This is a genomic window from Cupriavidus alkaliphilus (genome assembly GCF_900094595.1).
In the GTDB taxonomy this organism is placed as follows: Bacteria; Pseudomonadota; Gammaproteobacteria; order Burkholderiales; family Burkholderiaceae; genus Cupriavidus; species Cupriavidus alkaliphilus.
Genome location: NZ_FMAD01000002.1, coordinates 169,344 through 188,202 on the forward strand (window position 1 = coordinate 169,344; position 18,859 = coordinate 188,202).

General features: G+C 68.9%; 16 protein-coding genes. 8 read left to right on the forward strand and 8 right to left on the reverse strand.

The annotated features are described in order from the left end of the window. Nucleotides 1-16: 16 nt before the first annotated feature. The 8 genes from GA0116996_RS04295 to GA0116996_RS04330 all read right to left on the reverse strand — a co-directional run bounded on the left by GA0116996_RS04295 (nt 17) and on the right by GA0116996_RS04330 (nt 8,175). Complete coding sequence (locus GA0116996_RS04295; protein WP_092307623.1) at nt 17-622, reverse strand: nucleotidyltransferase family protein; 606 nt, start codon at nt 620-622, stop codon at nt 17-19. 19 nt (nt 623-641) lie between these two features. After that, a complete protein-coding gene (locus GA0116996_RS04300; protein WP_092307624.1) occupies nt 642-1,679 on the reverse strand; it encodes an XdhC family protein in 1,038 nt (345 codons plus the stop codon). Beyond that, nucleotides 1,652-2,209: an SRPBCC family protein gene (locus GA0116996_RS04305; RefSeq protein WP_092307626.1), complete on the reverse strand. Its 558-nt coding sequence runs from the start codon at nt 2,207-2,209 to the stop codon at nt 1,652-1,654. The genes GA0116996_RS04300 and GA0116996_RS04305 overlap by 28 nt, the downstream gene beginning before the upstream one ends. After that, a complete protein-coding gene (locus tag GA0116996_RS04310) occupies nt 2,200-3,450 on the reverse strand; it encodes a vWA domain-containing protein (protein WP_092307628.1) in 1,251 nt (416 codons plus the stop codon). The genes GA0116996_RS04305 and GA0116996_RS04310 overlap by 10 nt, the downstream gene beginning before the upstream one ends. Before the next feature lie 9 nt (nt 3,451-3,459). Then, nucleotides 3,460-4,356, reverse strand: coding sequence for an AAA family ATPase (locus GA0116996_RS04315; RefSeq protein ID WP_092307630.1), 897 nt, complete (start codon nt 4,354-4,356; stop codon nt 3,460-3,462). Nucleotides 4,357-4,457: 101 nt separating this feature from the next. Further along, a complete protein-coding gene (locus GA0116996_RS04320) occupies nt 4,458-5,258 on the reverse strand; it encodes an FAD binding domain-containing protein (RefSeq protein ID WP_092307632.1) in 801 nt (266 codons plus the stop codon). Nucleotides 5,259-5,284: 26 nt separating this feature from the next. Further along, entirely contained in the window at nt 5,285-7,666 is a 2,382-nt protein-coding gene (locus tag GA0116996_RS04325) for a xanthine dehydrogenase family protein molybdopterin-binding subunit (protein ID WP_092307634.1), read from the reverse strand. A gap of 11 nt (nt 7,667-7,677) precedes the next feature. Beyond that, on the reverse strand, nt 7,678-8,175 hold the full coding sequence (locus tag GA0116996_RS04330; RefSeq protein WP_092307635.1) for a (2Fe-2S)-binding protein: 498 nt from the start codon (nt 8,173-8,175) through the stop codon (nt 7,678-7,680). A gap of 319 nt (nt 8,176-8,494) precedes the next feature. On the opposite strand from GA0116996_RS04330, the gene GA0116996_RS04335 reads away from it, so the two are divergent. The 8 genes from GA0116996_RS04335 (at nt 8,495) to GA0116996_RS04370 (ending at nt 18,805) form a co-directional block, all read left to right on the forward strand. Further along, nucleotides 8,495-9,073 (forward strand): YqaA family protein, encoded by a 579-nt coding sequence (locus GA0116996_RS04335; RefSeq protein ID WP_092307636.1) that lies wholly within the window; start codon nt 8,495-8,497, stop codon nt 9,071-9,073. Nucleotides 9,074-9,254: 181 nt separating this feature from the next. Next, the gene (locus GA0116996_RS04340; protein WP_092307637.1) at nt 9,255-13,229 is read left to right on the forward strand and encodes a DUF3683 domain-containing protein; all 3,975 of its coding nucleotides are present in this window, start codon (nt 9,255-9,257) and stop codon (nt 13,227-13,229) included. 32 nt (nt 13,230-13,261) lie between these two features. Beyond that, nucleotides 13,262-13,699 (forward strand): HIT family protein, encoded by a 438-nt coding sequence (locus tag GA0116996_RS04345; RefSeq protein WP_092307638.1) that lies wholly within the window; start codon nt 13,262-13,264, stop codon nt 13,697-13,699. A gap of 130 nt (nt 13,700-13,829) precedes the next feature. Next, nucleotides 13,830-15,695, forward strand: a complete 1,866-nt coding sequence (locus GA0116996_RS04350) for an ABC transporter ATP-binding protein/permease (RefSeq protein WP_092307639.1) — start codon at nt 13,830-13,832, stop codon at nt 15,693-15,695. 79 nt (nt 15,696-15,774) lie between these two features. Beyond that, nucleotides 15,775-16,191, forward strand: a complete 417-nt coding sequence (locus GA0116996_RS04355) for a gamma-butyrobetaine hydroxylase family protein (RefSeq protein WP_092307640.1) — start codon at nt 15,775-15,777, stop codon at nt 16,189-16,191. A gap of 31 nt (nt 16,192-16,222) precedes the next feature. Then, complete coding sequence (gene ubiE / locus GA0116996_RS04360) at nt 16,223-16,954, forward strand: bifunctional demethylmenaquinone methyltransferase/2-methoxy-6-polyprenyl-1,4-benzoquinol methylase UbiE (protein ID WP_092307641.1); 732 nt, start codon at nt 16,223-16,225, stop codon at nt 16,952-16,954. A gap of 73 nt (nt 16,955-17,027) precedes the next feature. After that, nucleotides 17,028-17,996: a Tim44 domain-containing protein gene (locus GA0116996_RS04365; protein ID WP_092307643.1), complete on the forward strand. Its 969-nt coding sequence runs from the start codon at nt 17,028-17,030 to the stop codon at nt 17,994-17,996. A 128-nt stretch (nt 17,997-18,124) separates the two neighbouring features. Next, nucleotides 18,125-18,805: a ubiquinone biosynthesis accessory factor UbiJ gene (locus GA0116996_RS04370; protein WP_092307645.1), complete on the forward strand. Its 681-nt coding sequence runs from the start codon at nt 18,125-18,127 to the stop codon at nt 18,803-18,805. The last annotated feature ends 54 nt before the right edge of the window (nt 18,806-18,859 follow it).

Sequence of the window (18,859 nt, forward strand, 5' to 3'; positions counted from 1 at the left end):
GTTGATCGCCTCAGCCTCAGCGCAGATCCGCCGGCGTATCGATATCCCGGAACGCCCCCTCGTCTTCCGTCAGGATCCGCGTCACCGGCTTGTCCTGCAGCAGCGCGCGCGCGCCTTCGTCGCCGTCCAGCGCCAGCAGGGCGTCGCGCCAGGCCGCGCCAAAGCCCACCGGATGGCCGCGTTGCCCGTTGCGCCACGGTGCGGCGATGGTGTCGGGCGTGGTGATGGTCAGCGCCACCGCGCGGATCAGCTCCATCGGCAGCCACGGCATGTCGGCCAGCGCCACCACCCAGCCGCGCGCATCCGGCGTCGCCGCCACGGCGGCGCGCAGCGCCGCGCCCATGCCGGCTTCGGCCTCGGGCGCTTCCAGCACGCGGCAGCCGCCCCGGCGCAGTTCTTCCGCCAGCGCGGGGTTGCCGGGGCGGATCACGGCGATCGATTCCGGCAGCGCCGCGGCCAGCGTGCGGGCGCTGCGCCAGGCAACGGTGCGGCCGCCGGGCAGGACCTCGAGCAGCTTGTTGCGCTGGCCGGCGGCATCGAAGCGGCGGCCGAAGCCCGCGGCCAGCAGGATGCCGGTGGGCAGGTCGGTGCGGAGCAGGGGAGCGTTGGGGGCGGCGGTCATGGCGGCACTCGCGGGGTCGTCAGGCAGGATCGGGCGCCACGGCGCAGCTGCTGCCGGTGCTGGCGGCCATTTCGCGCGCGGCCTTGGCGCCTTCCACCTGCAGGATGTCGGGCAGCGAGACATGGTTCTTGGCCGCGATCACCTCGGCCAGGATCGAGATCGCGATCTCCGGCGGCGTGCGGCTGCCGATATAGATGCCCACGGGCCCATGCAGGCGGGCCAGCTGCAGCTCGGTGAGGTCGAATTCCTTGAGCCGTTCGCGGCGCGCCTGGTTGTTGCGGCGTGACCCCAGCGCGCCCACATAGAAGGCGCGGGTGCGCAGCGCTTCCATCAGCGCCAGGTCGTCGAGCTTGGGGTCGTGCGTCAGCGCGATCACCGCGCAGCGCTCGTCCAGCTTCATGTCGGTGACGGTGTCGTCCGGCATGGTGCGCACCATGGTGACGCCCGGGATGTCCCAGGTCTCGGTGTACTCCTCGCGCGGATCGCAGACGGTGACCTGGAAGCCCAGGCCGACGGCGATCTGGCACAGGTACTTGGACAGCTGCCCGGCGCCGATCACCAGCATGCGGTAGCGCGGGCCGTGGATGGTCAGCAGGGTCTTGCCGTCGAACGCCAGCCCGTCGGTGGCGTTGGCCGGGCCCAGCGAGGCCACGCCCGTGGTCATGTCCAGCGTGCGTGCGACCAGCCGGCCGTTTTCCACGGCATCGAGCAGTTCGGCGATGCCGCTGGCCGGCTTGAGCGGCTCGGCCACGAGCTCGATGGTGCCGCCGCACGGCAGGCCGAAGCGGTGCGCCTCCTCGGCGCTGATGCCGTACTTGATCGCTTCGGGACGGTCCGAGGTGATGCCTTGGCGGCGCACGCGGTCGATGATGTCGTCCTCGATGCAGCCGCCCGAGACCGAGCCCACCACCAGGCCGTCGTCGCGCACCGCCAGCATCGCTCCCTCGGGCCGGGGCGACGAGCCCCAGGTGCGCACTACCGTTACCAGCAGCACGCGATGGCCTTGCTGCTGCCACTGCACGCTGTTCTTCAGGACTTCGAGATCCACGCTGTCCATGATCGTTTCCGCTTCGCTTGCTCTGTCGGTTCGTTATCGCCGGCGGCTGCGGCGGGGGCGCCCTCGGCCGCTGGCGTGCTGTCTGTGGCGTCAGGGGTGACGGCTTCGGTGAAGCGCGCAAAGAAGGTGTCAGCCATCTTGCGTGCCGCGGCGTCCACCAGCCGCGAGCCGATCTGTGCGATCTTGCCCCCCACCTGCGCGTTGACGGTATAGGTCAGGACAGTTTCATCGCCGTCTGGTTCCAGCCGGACCCGGGCGCTGCCCTTGCCGAAGCCCGCCGCGCCACCCTGGCCGTCGAAACGGATGGTGTAGCTGTCGGGCGCCTGGATGTCTTCCAGCGCCATGCGGCCCTTGAAGCGCGCCTTGACCGGGCCCACCGCGGCCGTCATGGCCAGCAGGTAGGCGTGGTCGCCGTCGGGCTCGATACTCTCACATCCGGGGATGCATTGCTTGAGCAGCTCGGTGTCGTTGAGCGCTTCCCATGCCACCTGCTGCGGGACCGGCAGGCGCTGGCTCTGGTTCATTTCCATGGCGGGGCTTCCTTGTGGGGCGTGGCGGGAGCGGCGGCCCGGGCCGGGCCGCCGTGGTCGGACAGCAGCGTCTCGAGCGCCAGCAGGCTGTCCAGGTTATGGGCCGGGCGCAGCGCGTCGACGTGCGGCAGGATGGCCTGCACGCCACGCGCCTGCGGCGCGAAGCCGGGGTAGCGCAGCAGCGGATTGAGCCAGACGATGCGGTGCGCAAAGCGGCGCAGCCGCGCCATCTCTTCCCCCAGCAGGTCGATCTGCTCGTGGTCGAGGCCGTCGGTGACCAGCAGCACGGTGGCGCGCCCGGACAGCGTGCGCCGCGCCCAGTGGCGGTTGAAGCTCGCCAGCGCCGCGCCGATGCGGGTGCCGCCGGCCCAGTCGCGCACCTGGCCGGTGATGACGGCGACGGCCTCGTCCGGGTCGCGTTCGCGCAGCGAGCGGGTGATGTTGGTCAGCCGCGTACCGAACAGGAATACCGCCAGCCGTTCGCGCGACTGCATCAGCGCGTGGCAGAAGTACAGCACCGCGCGCGAGTACTGGCTCATCGAGCCGGAGATATCGAGCAGCAGCACCAGCGGCGGCTTGCGCTCGGCATGCTTGCGGAATTTCCAGCGCAGCCACTCGCCGTGCTGGCGCACCGCCAGGCGCGCGCTGGCGCGCAGGTCGGCGTGGGTGCCGCAGGTGGCGGCGCGCAGCCGGCGCGTGCGCTGCAGCGCCAGGCGGGCGCGGCGGGTGCGCACCAGGTGCTGCAGCGCGCGCCATTCCTGTGCGGTCAGGGTCTCGAAATCGCGCTGCGCCAGGCGCTCCTGGTCGGAGAAGGTCAGCGGCACGTGGATGCGTTCGGCCTCGGTCTGGGCCGGGCGCGATGGCATTTCCGCCTGGCGCGCGGCCAGCGCATCGGCCAGCCGGTTGCTGCGTTTGGGCGGCGGCGCGCCCGCGTCGACGCGCGGCAGCAGCAGCGCGCGCAGCTTGCCTTCCCAGTCGGGGTCGCGCCAGAACAGGTCGAAGGCCGCATCGAACAGCGGCCGCTGGTCGGGGCCGGACAGCACCAGCGCCGCCAGCGCGGCGCGCACCTCGTCGCGCTGGCCGATATCGACCAGCCGCAGCGCGGCCAGGGCATCGACCGCGTGCGCCGGAGACAGCGCAAAGCCGCCGTCGCGCAGCAGGCGCATGAAGTGGGTGACGTTGCGCGCCAGCACCGGCAGTCCCGCGGGCGGACCGCCGCTGCGCGCGCCAGCGTGCAGCATCGGCACGGCTCAGCCTCCGGGCGCGGCGCCCGCCAGCAATTCCGCCACGGTGGGGCCGTCGACGCGCGCCAGGTCGTCCTGGTACTTGAGCAGCACGCCCAGCGTATCGCGCACGGACTGCGGATCGAGCTCGGTGGTGCCCAGCGCGGCCAGCGCGCGGCACCAGTCGATGGCCTCGGCGATGCCGGGCGCCTTGAACAGGTCGATGCCGCGCAGCCGGTGCACGAAATCGATCGCCTGCGCCTGCAGCGCGGCCGCGGCCTCGGGCGCGCGCGCCGCGACGATCTGCAGCTCGCGCTCGCGCTCCGGATAGCCGACCCATTGGTACAGGCAGCGGCGCTTGAGCGCGTCATGCACCTCGCGCGTGCGGTTGGAGGTGATCACGATCAGCGGCGGGCGCTCGGCGCGGATCACGCCGATTTCCGGGATCGACACCTGGAATTCGGACAGGATCTCCAGCAGGAAGGCTTCGAAGGGTTCGTCGGCCCGGTCGATCTCGTCGATCAGCAGCACGCGCGGCACCCCCGGCGCGGCCGGGTCGGGCAGCAGCGCCTCCAGCAGCGGGCGCTTGAGCAGGTAGTCGTCGTGGTACAGCGATTGCGCCTCCGGCCGCTCGCCGCGGGCTTCGGCCAGGCGCAGCGCCATGATCTGGCGCGGGTAGTCCCATTCATACAGCGCGCTGGCGGCGTCGAGGCCCTCATAGCATTGCAGCCGCAGCAGCCGCGTGCCGAGCACGCCGGCCATCGCCTGGGCCAGTGCGGTCTTGCCGACGCCGGGCTCGCCTTCGAGGAACAGCGGCCGCTGCATGCGCAGGGCAAGGTAGAGCACCGTGGCGGTTTCGCGGTCGGCGAAGTATTGCTGGTGTTCGAGCTGGGCGAGGGTGTCGTCGATGGAGGTGGGGAGCATGGGGCGATTTTCCGAGCCGGTGCATTCGACATGCCGGCGGTTTGCGCCCCTCTCCCGCAAGGCGGGAGAGGGGAGTACACAATTGGAAACGGGAAACGCCCCTACCCCTTCAGCGCCGCCTCCACCGCTCTCGCCGCCAGCACCGGAATCAAATGCGCCCGGTATTCCGCCGACCCATGCAGGTCGCTGTTCAGACGTCCCGCATCGACCTTCACTCCCCGCGCCGCCTGCGCGGTGAAATTCGCCGACAGCGCCTGCTCCAGCGGCTGGCAACGAAACACGCTGTCCGCCGCGCCCGTGACCGCGACGCGCACCGCGTTGCCGGTGCGCGCCACCAGCACGCCCACCAGCGCGAAACGCGACGCCGGATTGGCAAACTTGGTGTAGGCGGCCTGGTCCGGTATCGGGAAGCGTACGGCGGTGATCAGCTCGTCCGCTTCCAGCGCGGTCTCATAGAGCCCCTTGAAGAAGTCGTCGGCCGCGATGCTGCGGCGGTCGGTGACCACGGTCGCGCCCAGTCCCAGCACGCCGGCCGGGTAGTCTGCCGCCGGATCGTCATTGGCCAGCGCGCCGCCGATGGTGCCCATCGCGCGCACCTGCCGGTCGCCGATGCCGCCGGCCAGCGCCGCCAGCGCCGGGATGCGCTGGCGCACCTCGGCGTTGGCTTCGACGTCGGCATGGCGCGCGGCGGCGCCGACGACGATCTCCTTGCCTTCGACGCGGATCTCGGCCATGCCGGGGATACGCGCGACGTCGACCAGCGTCGACGGCGATGCCAGCCGCAGCTTCATCGCCGCCAGCAGGCTCTGGCCGCCGCCGAGGAACTTGGCGTCGGGATCGGCCTTGAGTTTGGCCACTGCCGCCTTGGCATCCGCGGCGCGTTCAAAGTTGAATGCGTACATGTCGGTTTCCTTTGCGGTGCGGTGGCTCAGGGCTGGGGCTGCGCGGCCTGGATCGCCTGCCACACGCGATGCGGCGTGGCGGGCATCTGCACGTCCTTCACGCCCAGCGGCGACAGCGCATCGACCAGCGCGTTGATGAACGCCGGCGGCGAGCCGATCGCGCCGGCCTCGCCGCAGCCTTTCACGCCCAGCGGGTTGTGCGTGCACGGCGTGCCGCTGGCGGTCTCCACAGTAAAGTCAGGCAGGTCGCCGGCGCGCGGCATGGCGTAGTCCATGTACGAGCCGGTCAGCAGCTGGCCGCTGTCGTTGTCGTAGACGCACTGCTCCAGCATGGCCTGGCCCAGCCCCTGGCCGATGCCGCCATGCACCTGGCCCTCGACGATCATCGGGTTGATGATGTTGCCGAAGTCGTCGACCGCGGTGAACTTGACCACCTGCGACGCGCCGGTGTCGGGATCGACCTCCACCTCGCATACATAGGCTCCGGACGGGTAGGTGAAGTTGGTCGGGTCGTAGAAGGCGTTTTCGTTCAGGCCCGGTTCCAGCTTGTCGAGCGGGTAGTTGTGCGGCACGTAGGCGCTCAGCGCGACCTCGCCGAAGGTCTTGGTGCGGTCGGTGCCGGCCACGCGGAACACGCCGTTGCTGAACTCGATGTCGCTGTCCGACGCCTCCAGCAGGTGGGCGGCGATCTTCTTGGCCTTGGCCTCGATCTTGTCGAGCGCCTTGACGATGGCCGAGCCGCCTACCGCCAGCGAACGCGAGCCGTAGGTGCCCATGCCGAACGGCACGCGCCCGGTGTCGCCATGCACGATCTCGACCTGGTCGAGCTGCAGCCCGAGGCGGTCCGCCACCACTTGCGCGAAGGTGGTCTCGTGCCCCTGGCCATGGCTGTGCGAGCCGGTGAAGACCGTCACCGTGCCGGTGGGATGCACGCGGATCTCGCCCACCTCGAACAGGCCCGCGCGCGCGCCGAGCGCGCCGGCGATGTTGGACGGCGCCAGCCCGCAGGCTTCGATATAGCAGGAATAACCCAGGCCGCGCAGCTTGCCGCGCTGCCTGGCCTCGTCGCGCCGCGCCGGGAAGCCCTTGACGTCGGCCAGCTCCTGCGCGCGCGCCAGGCAGGGCTCGTAGTCGCCGGTGTCGTAGGTCAGGCCGACCGGGGTCGCGTACGGGAACTGGCGGATAAAGTTCTTGCGGCGCAGTTCGGCCGGATCGAGGTTCAGCTCGCGCGCGGCGGTTTCGACCAGGCGCTCGACCACGAAGGTCGCTTCGGGCCGCCCCGCGCCGCGGTAGGCGTCGACCGGCGCGGTGTTGGTGAACACCGCCTTGACCTCCGCATAGATCGCCGGGGTGGCGTACTGGCCGGCCAGCAGCGTCGCATAGAGGATGGTCGGCACGCTGCTGGCGAAGGTCGACAGGTACGCGCCCATATTGGCCACGGTATGCACCCGCATCGCCAGGAACTTGCCGTCGGCGTCGAGCGCCAGCTCGGCCGTGGTGACATGGTCGCGGCCATGCGCGTCGGTCAGGAAGGATTCGCTGCGATCCGCGGTCCACTTGACCGGCCGCCCCACCTTCTTCGAGGCCCAGGTCAGCGCCACGTCTTCCGGGTACAGGAAGATCTTGGAGCCGAAGCCGCCGCCGACGTCGGGCGCGATGATGCGCAGCCGCGATTCCGGCAGCCCCAGCACGAACGCGCCCATCAGCAGGCGCTCGACATGCGGGTTCTGGCTGGCCACGTAGACGGTGTAGCTGTCGTCCTGGCGCGCATAGCTGGCGTTGACCGCGCGCGGCTCGATCGCGTTGGGGATCAGGCGGTTGTTGACGATCTCCAGCGTGGTCACGTGCGCGGCCCTGGCGAAGGCGGCGTCGGTGGCGGCCTTGTCGCCGTGGCCCCAGGTGTAGCAGGTGTTGGCCGGCACGTCGTCGTGCACCAGCGTCGACGCCGACGCGGCATCGGCGGCGCCGACCACGGCCGGCAGCTCTTCGTAGTCGACGTCGATCTGCTCGGCGGCGTCGCGCGCCTGCTGCAAGGTCTCGGCAATCACCAGCGCCACCTGGTCGCCGACGTGGCGCACCTTGTCGTGGGCGATCACCGGGTGCGGCGGCTCTTTCATCGGCGTGCCGTCGATGCTGTGGATCAGCCAGCCGCAGGGCAGGCCGCCGACCTTGTCGGCGGCGAGCTCGGCGCCGGTCAGCACCGCGATCACGCCGGGCGCGGCTTGCGCCGCGCTCGTGTCGATGGCGCGGATGCGCGCGTGCGCGTGCGGCGAGCGCAGGAAGTACCCGTAGCTCTGCTGCGGCAGCACGATGTCGTCGGTGTACTGGCCGTTGCCGGTCAGGTAGCGATAGTCTTCCTTGCGCTTGACGGAGGCGCCCACCAGGCGCTGGTTCTCGGGTGCGTTCATGGCGGTCTCCCTCATTCAGCGCTGGACTGCATGCCCGCCTGGCCCTGCTGCACCGCGCGCACGATATTGTGGTAGCCGGTGCAGCGGCACAGGTTGCCCTCCAGGTGCTTGCGGATGGTGGCGGCGTCGGCGCCGGGATGTTCCTGGACGAGTGCGGTGGCGCTCATCACCATGCCCGGCGTGCAGAAGCCGCATTGCAGCCCGTGGCATTCGCGGAAGGCCTCCTGCATCGGATGCAGGCCGTTGCCGACCTTGTCGCCGACCGTCCCGGCCAGTCCTTCGATGGTGGTCACGGTGGCGCCGTCCGCCTGCAGCGCCAGCAGGTTGCACGACTTGACCGCGCGGCCGTCCAGGTGGACCGTGCAGGCGCCGCATTGCGCGGTGTCGCAGCCGACGTGGGTGCCGGTCAGGCGCAGCTGTTCGCGCAGGAACTGGACCAGGAGGGTGTTGGGTTCTACCTGCGCGTCAACGGGCTTGCCGTTGACCGTCAGGCGGATCGGAATCGCCATGCTTGTCTCCATGTGGGGTGGACGCGCATGACCAATACCCAGATCCCAAGGCAACTGCGCGGGACTGGCCACGACGCGGTACTGCCGCTTAAGACGGCTATAGGACGGCTAATTCGTGATATTGGTGCTGCCGCTGCAACTGCTGTTGGTGCGCCAGCGAACCTTGCGGCCGGCGCATCGGCACGGCCGGCGAACGTTTGGCCGCGACAGGCTCTAACAGTTAATCACAAATCCTGCACAGGTGCCATGTGGATTGCCCGCGCCCCGTTTGGGGCAGGGCCCGCTAGAATGAGCCGCGCCACCGGCCCTGTCCCCTTACATGGAAGCCTTTTTCGACTGGCTGTTTGAAACCATTGCCTTGCCCAAGGTAGGCCTGCCCGCGATCTTCGTGGTCAGCCTGGTGTCGGCCACCTTGCTGCCGCTCGGCTCCGAGCCCGCCGTGTTCGGCTACGTCAAGCTCAATCCGCAGATGTTCTGGCCGGCGATCCTGGTGGCCACCGCCGGCAATACCGTCGGCGGCGCGATCGACTGGTGGCTGGGCTACGCCGCCAAGCTGGCGCTGGTGCGCTACCACAAGCGGCGCCGCGCGCGCGAGCACGAGGCCGAGCACCTGGAGCACCGCGCCCACGCGCGCAAGCCGCCCAAGCCCAAGCTCGATGCCCGCTACTTCCGCTGGATGCGCCGGCTGGGCCCGCCCACGCTGCTGCTGTCGTGGCTGCCTGGCGTTGGTGATCCGTTGTGCACTTTGGCGGGCTGGCTGCGCCTCTCGTTCTGGCCCAGCCTGGCCTGGATGGCGGTCGGCAAGTTCCTGCGCTACCTGGTCATGACCGCCGGGCTGATGTGGATTCCGGATACTTTCTGGCAGAACATTGCGCACACGGTAAAGGCCTGGTTCTGATTCCGGCGGGGCCCGGGACCGTTATGCGGGGCGCATCCGGCGCCCCGGACACACGCTAATCCCTTGTTCCGACAAGGATTCCGTCATGCTGCGGTGCGGCGAAAGCAGGGCTTGCAGTACAATCGCCCTTTAATGAACGATTCGCGCACTGTCCCCGTGCGCAGCAGGAAGCGGTCCCCCAATGAACGCCCCACTCGTGCTCGACGCCAAGCTCGCCGCGCAGGACGCCCCGCCGCGCCTGCGTGAAATCCCCTATAACTACACGTCCTTCTCGGACCGCGAGATTGTCATCCGGCTGCTCGGCGAGGAAGCCTGGCGCATCCTGGACGAGCTGCGCAGCGAGCGCCGCACCGGCCGCTCCGCCCGCATGCTGTACGAGGTGCTGGGCGATATCTGGGTGGTGCGCCGCAACCCCTACCTGCAGGACGACCTGCTGGAAAATCCCAAGCGCCGCCAGATGCTGGTGAGCGCGCTGCACCACCGCCTGAACGAGATCGAGAAGCGCCGCGCCGCCGACCGTGCCGAGCACGCCGAGCCCGCCGCCGAGGACCGCTCGCACCGCGTGGAGCAGCTGGTCGCGTTCGCCAAGCAGGCGATCGAGGACTTCAAGAACGAATTCGCCGCCGCCTACGACCTGCGCAAGCGCGCGCAGCGCGTGCTCGGCCGCGTCACGCAGAAGGACAACATCAAGTTCGATGGCCTGTCGCGCGTGTCGCACGTGACCGATGCCACTGACTGGCGGGTGGAATATCCGTTCGTGGTGCTGACCCCGGATACCGAGGAAGAGATCGCCGGCCTGGTCAAGGGCTGCTTCGAACTCGGCCTGACCATCATCCCGCGCGGAGGCGGCACCGGCTACACCGGCGGCGCCGTGCCGCTGACGCCGATGAGCGCGGTAATCAATACCGAGAAGCTGGAGCAGCTGGGGCCGGTCGAGCAGACCGACCTGCCGGGCGTGTCGCACAAGGTGGCGACCATCTTCTCCGGCGCCGGCGTGGTGACGCGCCGCGTCGCCGACGCGGCCGACCGCGCCGGCCTGGTGTTCGCCGTCGACCCGACTTCGATCGACGCCTCGTGCATCGGCGGCAATGTCGCCATGAACGCCGGCGGCAAGAAGGCCGTGCTGTGGGGCACCGCGCTCGACAACCTGGCCTGGTGGCGCATGGTGGACCCGGAAGGCAACTGGCTGGAAATCACCCGGCTGGACCACAACCTGAGCAAGATCCACGACGTGCCGGTGGCCACCTTCGAGCTGAAGTGGTCGGACGGCAACCGCGCCCCGGGCGAGAAGGTGCTGCGCACCGAGACGCTCGCCATCGAAGGCCGCAAGTTCCGCAAGGAAGGCCTGGGCAAGGACGTCACCGACAAGTTCCTGGCGGGCCTGCCCGGCGTGCAGAAGGAAGGCTGCGACGGCATCATCACCAGCGCGCGCTGGATCCTGCACCGCATGCCCAAGCACATCCGCACCGTGTGCCTGGAGTTCTTCGGCCAGGCGCGCGACGCCATCCCCAGCATCGTCGAGATCAAGGACTTCCTCGACGCCGAGACCAAAAAGCCGGGCGGCGCCATCCTGGCCGGCCTCGAGCACCTGGACGAGCGTTACCTGCGCGCGGTCGGCTACGCCACCAAGAGCAAGCGCAACGCCTTCCCGAAGATGGTGCTGATCGGCGATATCGTCGGCGACGATGAAGACGCCGTGGCGCGCGCCACCTCGGAAGTGATCCGCATGGCCAACGGCAAGAGCGGCGAAGGCTTTATCGCCGTCAGCCCCGAGGCGCGCAAGAAGTTCTGGCTCGACCGCTCGCGCACCGCCGCGATCGCGAAGCACACCAACGCCTTCAAGATCAACGAAGACGTGGTGATCCCGCTCAACCGCATGGGCGAGTACACCGACGGCATCGAGCGCATCAATATCGAGCTGTCGATCAAGAGCAAGCTCAAGCTGGTCGACACGCTGGAAGCGTTCTTCGCGCGCGGCAACCTGCCGCTGGGCCGCAGCGACGACGCCAACGAGATCCCCAGCGCCGAGCTGCTGGAAGACCGCGTGCAGCACGCGCTGACGCTGCTGCGCGAGATCCGCGCGCGCTGGCGCTATCTGCAAGCCCATCTCGACACGCCGCTGGCGCAGGCCAAGGCCTCGCTGATCGGGCACGGGCTGGGCCTGCTGGGCCAGGAATTCGAGGCGCGGCTGCACCAGCAGCCGGACGCCAACGTGTTCCACCTGCTGCAGGACCGCACCATCCGCGTCTCGTGGAAGACCGAGATCCGCGCCGAACTGCGCAAGATCTTCAACGGCGGCGAGTTCAAGCCGATCCTCGACGAAGCCCAGAAGATCCACAAGCAGGTGCTGCGCGGCCGCGTCTTCGTGGCGCTGCACATGCACGCCGGCGACGGCAACGTGCACACCAACATCCCGGTCAACTCCGACGACTACGACATGCTGCAGGACGCGCACCGCGCGGTGGCCCGCATCATGGACCTGGCGCGTTCGCTGGACGGGGTGATCTCGGGCGAGCACGGCATCGGCATCACCAAGCTGGAATTCCTGACCGAGGAAGAGATTGGCGACTTCCGCGCCTACAAGCAGAAGGTCGACCCGCAGGGCCGCTTCAACAAGGGCAAGCTGCTGCCCGGCGCCGACCTGCGCAACGCCTACACGCCGTCGTTCGGGCTGATGGGACACGAGTCGATCATCATGCAGCAGAGCGACATCGGCGCCATCGCCGAGAGCGTCAAGGACTGCCTGCGCTGCGGCAAGTGCAAGCCGGTGTGCGCCACGCACGTGCCGCGCGCCAACCTGCTGTACAGCCCGCGCAACAAGATCCTGGCGACCTCGCTGCTGGTCGAGGCCTTCCTGTACGAGGAGCAGACCCGCCGCGGCATCTCGGTCAAGCACTGGGACGAGTTCTCCGACGTGGCCGACCATTGCACCGTGTGCCACAAGTGCGTGACGCCGTGCCCGGTCAAGATCGACTTCGGCGACGTGTCGATGAACATGCGCAACCTGCTGCGCAAGATGGGGCAGAAGAAGTTCAACCCCGGCACCGCGGCGTCGATGTTCTTCCTCAACGCCACCAGCCCCGAGACCATCAACCTGACCCGCAAGGTCATGATCGACTGGGGCTACAAGGCGCAGCGCCTGGGCAACGACGTACTGAAGAAGATCGCCAAGAAGCAGACCGCGCATCCGCCCGCGACGGTGGGCAAGCCGCCGGTGCGCGAGCAGGTGATCCACTTCATCAACAAGAAGATGCCGGGCAACCTGCCCAAGAAGACCGCGCGCGCGCTGCTCGACATCGAAGACAACGAGATCGTGCCGATCATCCGCGATCCCAAGGCGACCACGCCGGAATCGGAAGCGGTGTTCTACTTCCCGGGCTGCGGCTCGGAGCGGCTGTTCTCGCAGGTGGGGCTGGCGACGCAGGCGATGCTGTGGCATGTCGGCGTGCAGACCGTGCTGCCGCCGGGCTACCTGTGCTGCGGCTATCCGCAGCGCGGCAACGGCCAGTACGACAAGGCCGAGAAGATCGTCACCGACAACCGCGTGCTGTTCCACCGCGTCGCCAATACGCTGAACTACCTCGACATCAAGACCGTGGTGGTCAGCTGCGGCACCTGCTACGACCAGCTCGCGGGCTATGAATTCGACAAGATCTTCCCGGGCTGCCGCATCATCGACATCCACGAGTACTTGCTCGAGAAGGGCGTCAAGCTGGAGGGCGTGACCGGTACGCGCTACATGTACCACGATCCCTGCCACACCCCGATCAAGACGGTCGATCCGACCAAGCTGGTCAACGACCTGATGGGCGGCAACGCCGGCCTGGGCAAGATCGAGAAGAACGAACGCTGCTGCGGCGAGTCGGGCACGCTGGCGGTGACGCGCCCGGACATCTCGACCCAGGTCCGCTTCCGCAAGGAAGAAGAGATGACCAAGGGTGCCGACAAGCTGCGCGCTGACGGCTTTACCGGCGACGTCAAGATCCTGACCAGCTGCCCGTCGTGCCTGCAGGGCCTGTCGCGCTACAAGGAAGATGCGTCGGTGCAGGCGGATTACATCGTGATCGAGATGGCGAAGCACCTGCTGGGCGAGAACTGGATGCCCGAGTATGTGGCCAAGGCCAATGCGGGCGGGATCGAGCGGGTGCTGGTGTAAAGGCTGAAGCAGCACGAAAGGGAACGCGCCGCATGATCAAGAGCCCGAACTGCCCCCTCTGCGAAACCGATGGCGGCGAACTGGTCTGGATGGGCGACCGCGCCCGCCTGATCCTGGTCGAGCATGACCGCTTTCCCGGCTTCTGCCGCATCGTCTGGAACGACCATGTGGCCGAACTGAGCGACCTCGACGAGGGCGACCAGGCCTGGCTGATGCGGCTGGTGGCGCGCGTCGAGCGCGTGTTGCGCGAGGTGATGGCGCCCGACAAGGTCAACCTGGCGGCGTTCGGCAACATGGTGCCGCACCTGCACTGGCACATCATCCCGCGCTACCGCTGGGACACGCATTTCCCCGAGGCGATCTGGGCCGCGCCGCAGCGCGCGGCGGATCCCGTGCGCGTGCAGGAACTGGCCAGCCGGCTGCCGGCGCTGCGCACGGCGCTTGCGCTGGTCGAAGCGGGCGACGCCTGAAGCCGGGCGCGGAACCCGCGCCGGCAGGCAACCGTCTGAATGCTGATGCCGCCGCGGTCGCGCCTGCGCCGCGGCACCAGAACAACAGGCCCGGCCAGGCAGCGCGCTGGCGGGCCAGAAAGCTGCCGCTATGTCCTCGACCCCGACTTCCGTCACCGTACCGGGCCCGGCCGTTCCCGCCCGGGCCCTCAAGATCCAGAGCCGGCTGCGCATGGCCGCGACCTGGGCGCTGATCAAGCCCTACTGGAAATCCGAAGACCGCCTCGCCGGGCTGGGGCTGCTGGCGCTGGTGGTGGTGCTCAACCTGGGCATCGTCTATATCAACGTGCTGCTCAACGAATGGAACCGCGTGTTCTACAACGCGCTGGAGCAGCGCGACTATGCCTCGTTCAAGGTGCTGCTGCTGCGCTTCTCGTGGATCGCGGCGTTCTTTATCGTCGCGGCGATCTCGCGCCAGTACTACACCATGATGCTGCAGATGCGCTGGCGTACCTGGATGACCGGCCGCTTCATGGGGCACTGGCTCGGGCACCAGGCCTACTACCGCATCGAACAGACCCACGCCACCGACAACCCCGACCAGCGGATTGCCGATGACCTGCGGCTGTTCACCGACGGCGCGCTGTCGCTGTCGCTGGGGCTGCTCAACTCGGTGGTGACGCTGCTGTCCTTCGTCGGCATCCTGTGGACCGTGTCGGGCCCGATCAGCTTCGCGCTGGGCGGAACCGAGTGGACCATCCCAGGCTATATGGTGTGGTTCGCGGCCGGCTATGCGGTGATCGGCTCGCTGGTGGCGCACGTGGTCGGCCGCCCGCTGATCGGGCTGAACTTCCAGCAGGAGCAATACGAAGCGGACTTCCGCTTCACGCTGGTGCGCCTGCGCGAGAACAGCGAGCCGGTGGCGCTGTACCGCGGCGAGCCGACCGAGCAGGCCGGCCTGCGCGCGCGCTTCGACCGCATCCGCGCCAACTGGAACCAGCTGATGCGCTATACGCGGCGGCTGACCTTCGTCAGTTCCGGCTATGCGCAGTTCGCCATCATCTTCCCGATCCTGGTGGCGGCGCCGCGCTACTTTGCCGGCAAGATGACGCTGGGCGGGCTGATGCAGACCAGTTCGGCATTCGGGCAGGTGCAGGGCGCGCTGTCGTGGTTCGTCGACAGCTATGCCACGCTGGTGGGCTGGAAGGCGGCGGCCAACCGCCTGATCGATTTCCAGGAAGCGATCCGCGTGGCCGAGCGGCAGGATGCGTCGCAGGACGGCAGCCGCGATATTGAGGTGGCGTATCACGGCAAGCCGCAGGACGGCATCGCCATCGACAGCCTGGCGCTGGCCTTGCCAGTGCGCGCCGCGCGCGGCGCGGCGGTGGGGCAGCGGCCGCTGGTGGCGCCGTTCTCGCTGGCGGTGGCGCCGGGCGAGCGCTGGCTGGTCAGCGGCCCGTCGGGCTGCGGCAAGAGCGTGCTGTTCCGCGCGCTCGCCGGGATCTGGCCATACGGCAGCGGTATCGTGACCATGCCGGAAGGCGCGCGCCGGCTGTTCCTGCCGCAGCGCAGCTACCTGCCGATCGGCACGCTGGCCGATGCGCTGGCCTACCCCGACGCCGGCACCGAGCACAGCAAGGACGTCCTGCAGGCGGCGCTGCGCCAGACCCGCCTGGCGGCGCTGGCGGACCAGCTCGACGTGTTCGATAACTGGTCGCTGCGGCTGTCGCCGGGCGAGCAGCAGCGCCTGGCCTTTGCGCGCGCGCTGCTGCAGCGGCCGGACTACCTGTTCCTCGACGAAGCCACCAGCGCGCTGGATGAAGACACCGAACGCGCCATGTACCAGCTGATGGTGGAGCAGCTGCCGCAAACGGCGATCGTCAGCATTGCGCACCGCAGCACCGTGGCGGCCTTCCACCAGCGCCGGCTGCGCTACGTGCCGCAGGACGCCGACGCGGCCCGGGCTGCGCAAGCCGGCGAGCCTGGGGTAAGCTATCGGGTCGTATGCGAAGCGTGATGCGGGGCTGCCGCGGCAGCCGGCGCGGCATCATGCGGCAATCACCCACACAAGCGCCCGTCACCGGGCCGCGATCACCATGGCAGGCCTGGAAAAAGACACCCCCCATCCCACCGCGCTGACGGTGCACACGCAATCGCGCGTGCTCGAGATCGGCTTCGACAACGGCCGCAGCTTCCGGCTGCCGTTCGAGCTGCTGCGCGTGTACTCGCCCTCCGCCGAAGTCCAGGGCCACGGCCCGGGCCAGGAAGTGCTGCAGACCGGCAAGCGCGAGGTCGGCGTCGAGGCGGTCGAGCCGGTCGGCAACTACGCCATCCAGATCCGCTTCTCCGACGGCCACGACACCGGCATCTATTCCTGGGACCTGCTGTACCGCCTGGGCGACAACCAGGACGCGCTGTGGCAGGACTACCTGCAGCGCCTGGAAGCGGCCGGCGCCGATCGCGACACCCCGATGCCCGCCGCCGGCGGCGGGCACGCCTGCGGCCATCACTGAGCCGCCCCCGACAATCCTGGAGTCTTGAAAGATGAGTGAAACCCACTTCGGGTTCGAAAAGGTCGACGAAACGGAAAAGGCCGACAAGGTTGCCGGCGTGTTCCATTCGGTGGCCAGCAAGTACGACGTGATGAACGACCTGATGTCGGGCGGCATGCACCGGCTGTGGAAGATGTTCACCATCGCGCAGGCGGGGGTACGCCCGGGCCACAAGGTGCTGGACATCGCCGGCGGCACCGGCGACCTGGCCAAGGCGTTCGCGAAACAGGCCGGCCCGACCGGGCAGGTCTGGCTGACCGATATCAACGAGTCGATGCTGCGGGTGGGCCGCGACCGGCTGCTGAACAAGGGCATCGTCACGCCGGTGGCGCTGTGCGACGCCGAGAAGATCCCGTTCCCCGACAATTACTTCGACCTGGTCACGGTCGCCTTCGGCCTGCGCAACATGACGCACAAGGACGCCGCGCTGGCCGAGATGCGCCGCGTGGTCAAGCCGGGCGGCAAGGTCATGGTGCTGGAATTCTCCAAGGTCTGGAAACCGCTGGAGAAGGCCTACGACGTCTATTCTTTCAAGGTGCTGCCGTGGCTGGGCCAGCGCGTGGCAGGGGATGCCCCGAGCTATCGCTATCTCGCGGAATCGATCAGAATGCATCCAGACCAGGTTTCGCTTGTACGCTTAATGGAACATGCGGGCCTGGAAAATGTCGAATACTTCAATCTGACGGCCGGAGTGGTGGCGCTCCATGTCGGACGCAAGTATTGAGAACACTTGAAAGAACACTTGAAATCGCCATGCTCGCCCGTATATGGGTGAAACTGAGAGGGGATAACAGCATATGTCGTCAATTCGTGGAAAATTCCTGGTGGGGTCGCTGGTCACGGCGCTGGCCGTCGGCATGGCCTTCGACGCCGAGGCCAAGCGCATGGGCGGCTCGCGCAGCATTGGCAAGCAGTCTGAGTCGGTGACCCAGCGCCAGCAGACCCAGCCCACTTCGCCCACGCAACAGGCGCAGCAACCTGCACAGCAGGCGGCACCGGCCACCGCCGGCGCAGCCGGCGCGGCCGCGGCCGCGGCGCCCAAGCGCAACTGGGGCGGCATCCTGGGCGGCATCGCCGCCGGCCTGGGCATCGGCTGGCTGCTGTCGCACTTCGGCCTGGGTGGCGCGGCGCTGACCTTCCTGTCCAACCTGATCCTGATCGCGCTGGTGGCATTTGCCGCGATCTGGCTGATCCGCAAGTTCCGCGGCAGCAAGCGCACCGCGCAACCGGCCTACGCCGGTGCCGGCGGCGCGCCCAACCTGGGCCGCGACGCCGAGCCGATGTTCCGCGGCGAGCCGACGCCGGTTTCCGGCAATGTGTCGGGCAGCCCGGTTCTGCCCGCCGCTGGCGCCGCCGCTGCCGCCGGTGCGGTGGCCCAGCAGCCGTGGGGCGTGCCGGCCGACTTCGACGCCGAATCGTTCCTGCGCAACGCCAAGGTCCACTTCGTGCGCCTGCAGGCCGCATGGGATGCCGGCAACCTGGACGATATCCGCGAGTTCACCACGCCGGAGATGTTCGCCGAGATCAAGATGGACCTGGCTGAGCGCGGCGCCGAGGTCAACAAGACCGACGTGGTCACGCTCGAAGCCCAGCTGCTCGGCATCGAGTCGTCGCCGGCCCAGCACCTGGCCAGCGTGCGTTTCTCGGGCATGATCCGCGAGAAGGCGGGCGAGGCGGCGCAGCCGTTCGGCGAGGTCTGGAACCTGGCCAAGCCGGTCTCGGGCAGCGGCGGCTGGCTGCTGGCCGGGATCCAGCAAGAGTCCTGATGCCGCACCCCCACGGCGGTGATGCGCCGGGGGGAGTAGCTTAGAATGGAGGCCCACGCGAAAGCGTGGGCCTTTTTGTTTGGGACGCGAGCCCCGCGCGTCGCCGCCTGCCCGCCAACCGCGCCGTCATGAATACTCTGCCTTCCGCCCTGGCCACGCCCGCCATCTCGGCACTGAACCACCTGCTCGAGCAGGAGCCGTGGGCCCGCAACCAGCTGGCGCCGTTTGCCGGACGCGTGATCCGTTTCGATGCCGCCGCCTTCGAGCTGTCGCTGAAGGTGACCGAGCACGGCTGCACGGAGCTGGCGCCCGCGGCCGAGGCGCCCGCGGTGACGCTGCGCGTGCCGGTGCAGCAGTGGCCGCTGGTGGCCGCCGACGTGGCCGAAGGCGGCCAGGCCGCCGCCATGCGCCATGTGCGCATCGAGGGCGACGCCGAGCTGGCCAATACCGTTTCGGCGCTGGCGCGCAACCTGCGCTGGGATGCCGCCGAGGACCTGTCGCGCGCGCTGCGCGGCATCCTGGGCGGGCCGGTCAGCGACAGCGTGGCGCAGCGCGTGGTCGACGGCGCGCGCCAGGTCCACGAGCAGGCCACGCGCGTGGGCCGCGCGCTGGTGGACAACGTCACCGACTACCTGCTCGACGAACGCCCGACCCTGGTGCGCCACGCCGCGCTGGACGACTTCGGCACCGACGTAAGCCGGCTGCGCGACCGCCTGGCGCGGCTGGAGAAGCGGCTGGAGCGCCTGGAGCGGGGCGGCACGCCGGGCGTGTCCGGCCCATCCGGCAAGCTGCCGTCGCCGCATCGCTGAGCCGGCCCAGCCGCGCTTCCTTCCGATCCTCCCCTGACTGCCTGCCCGGCCCCG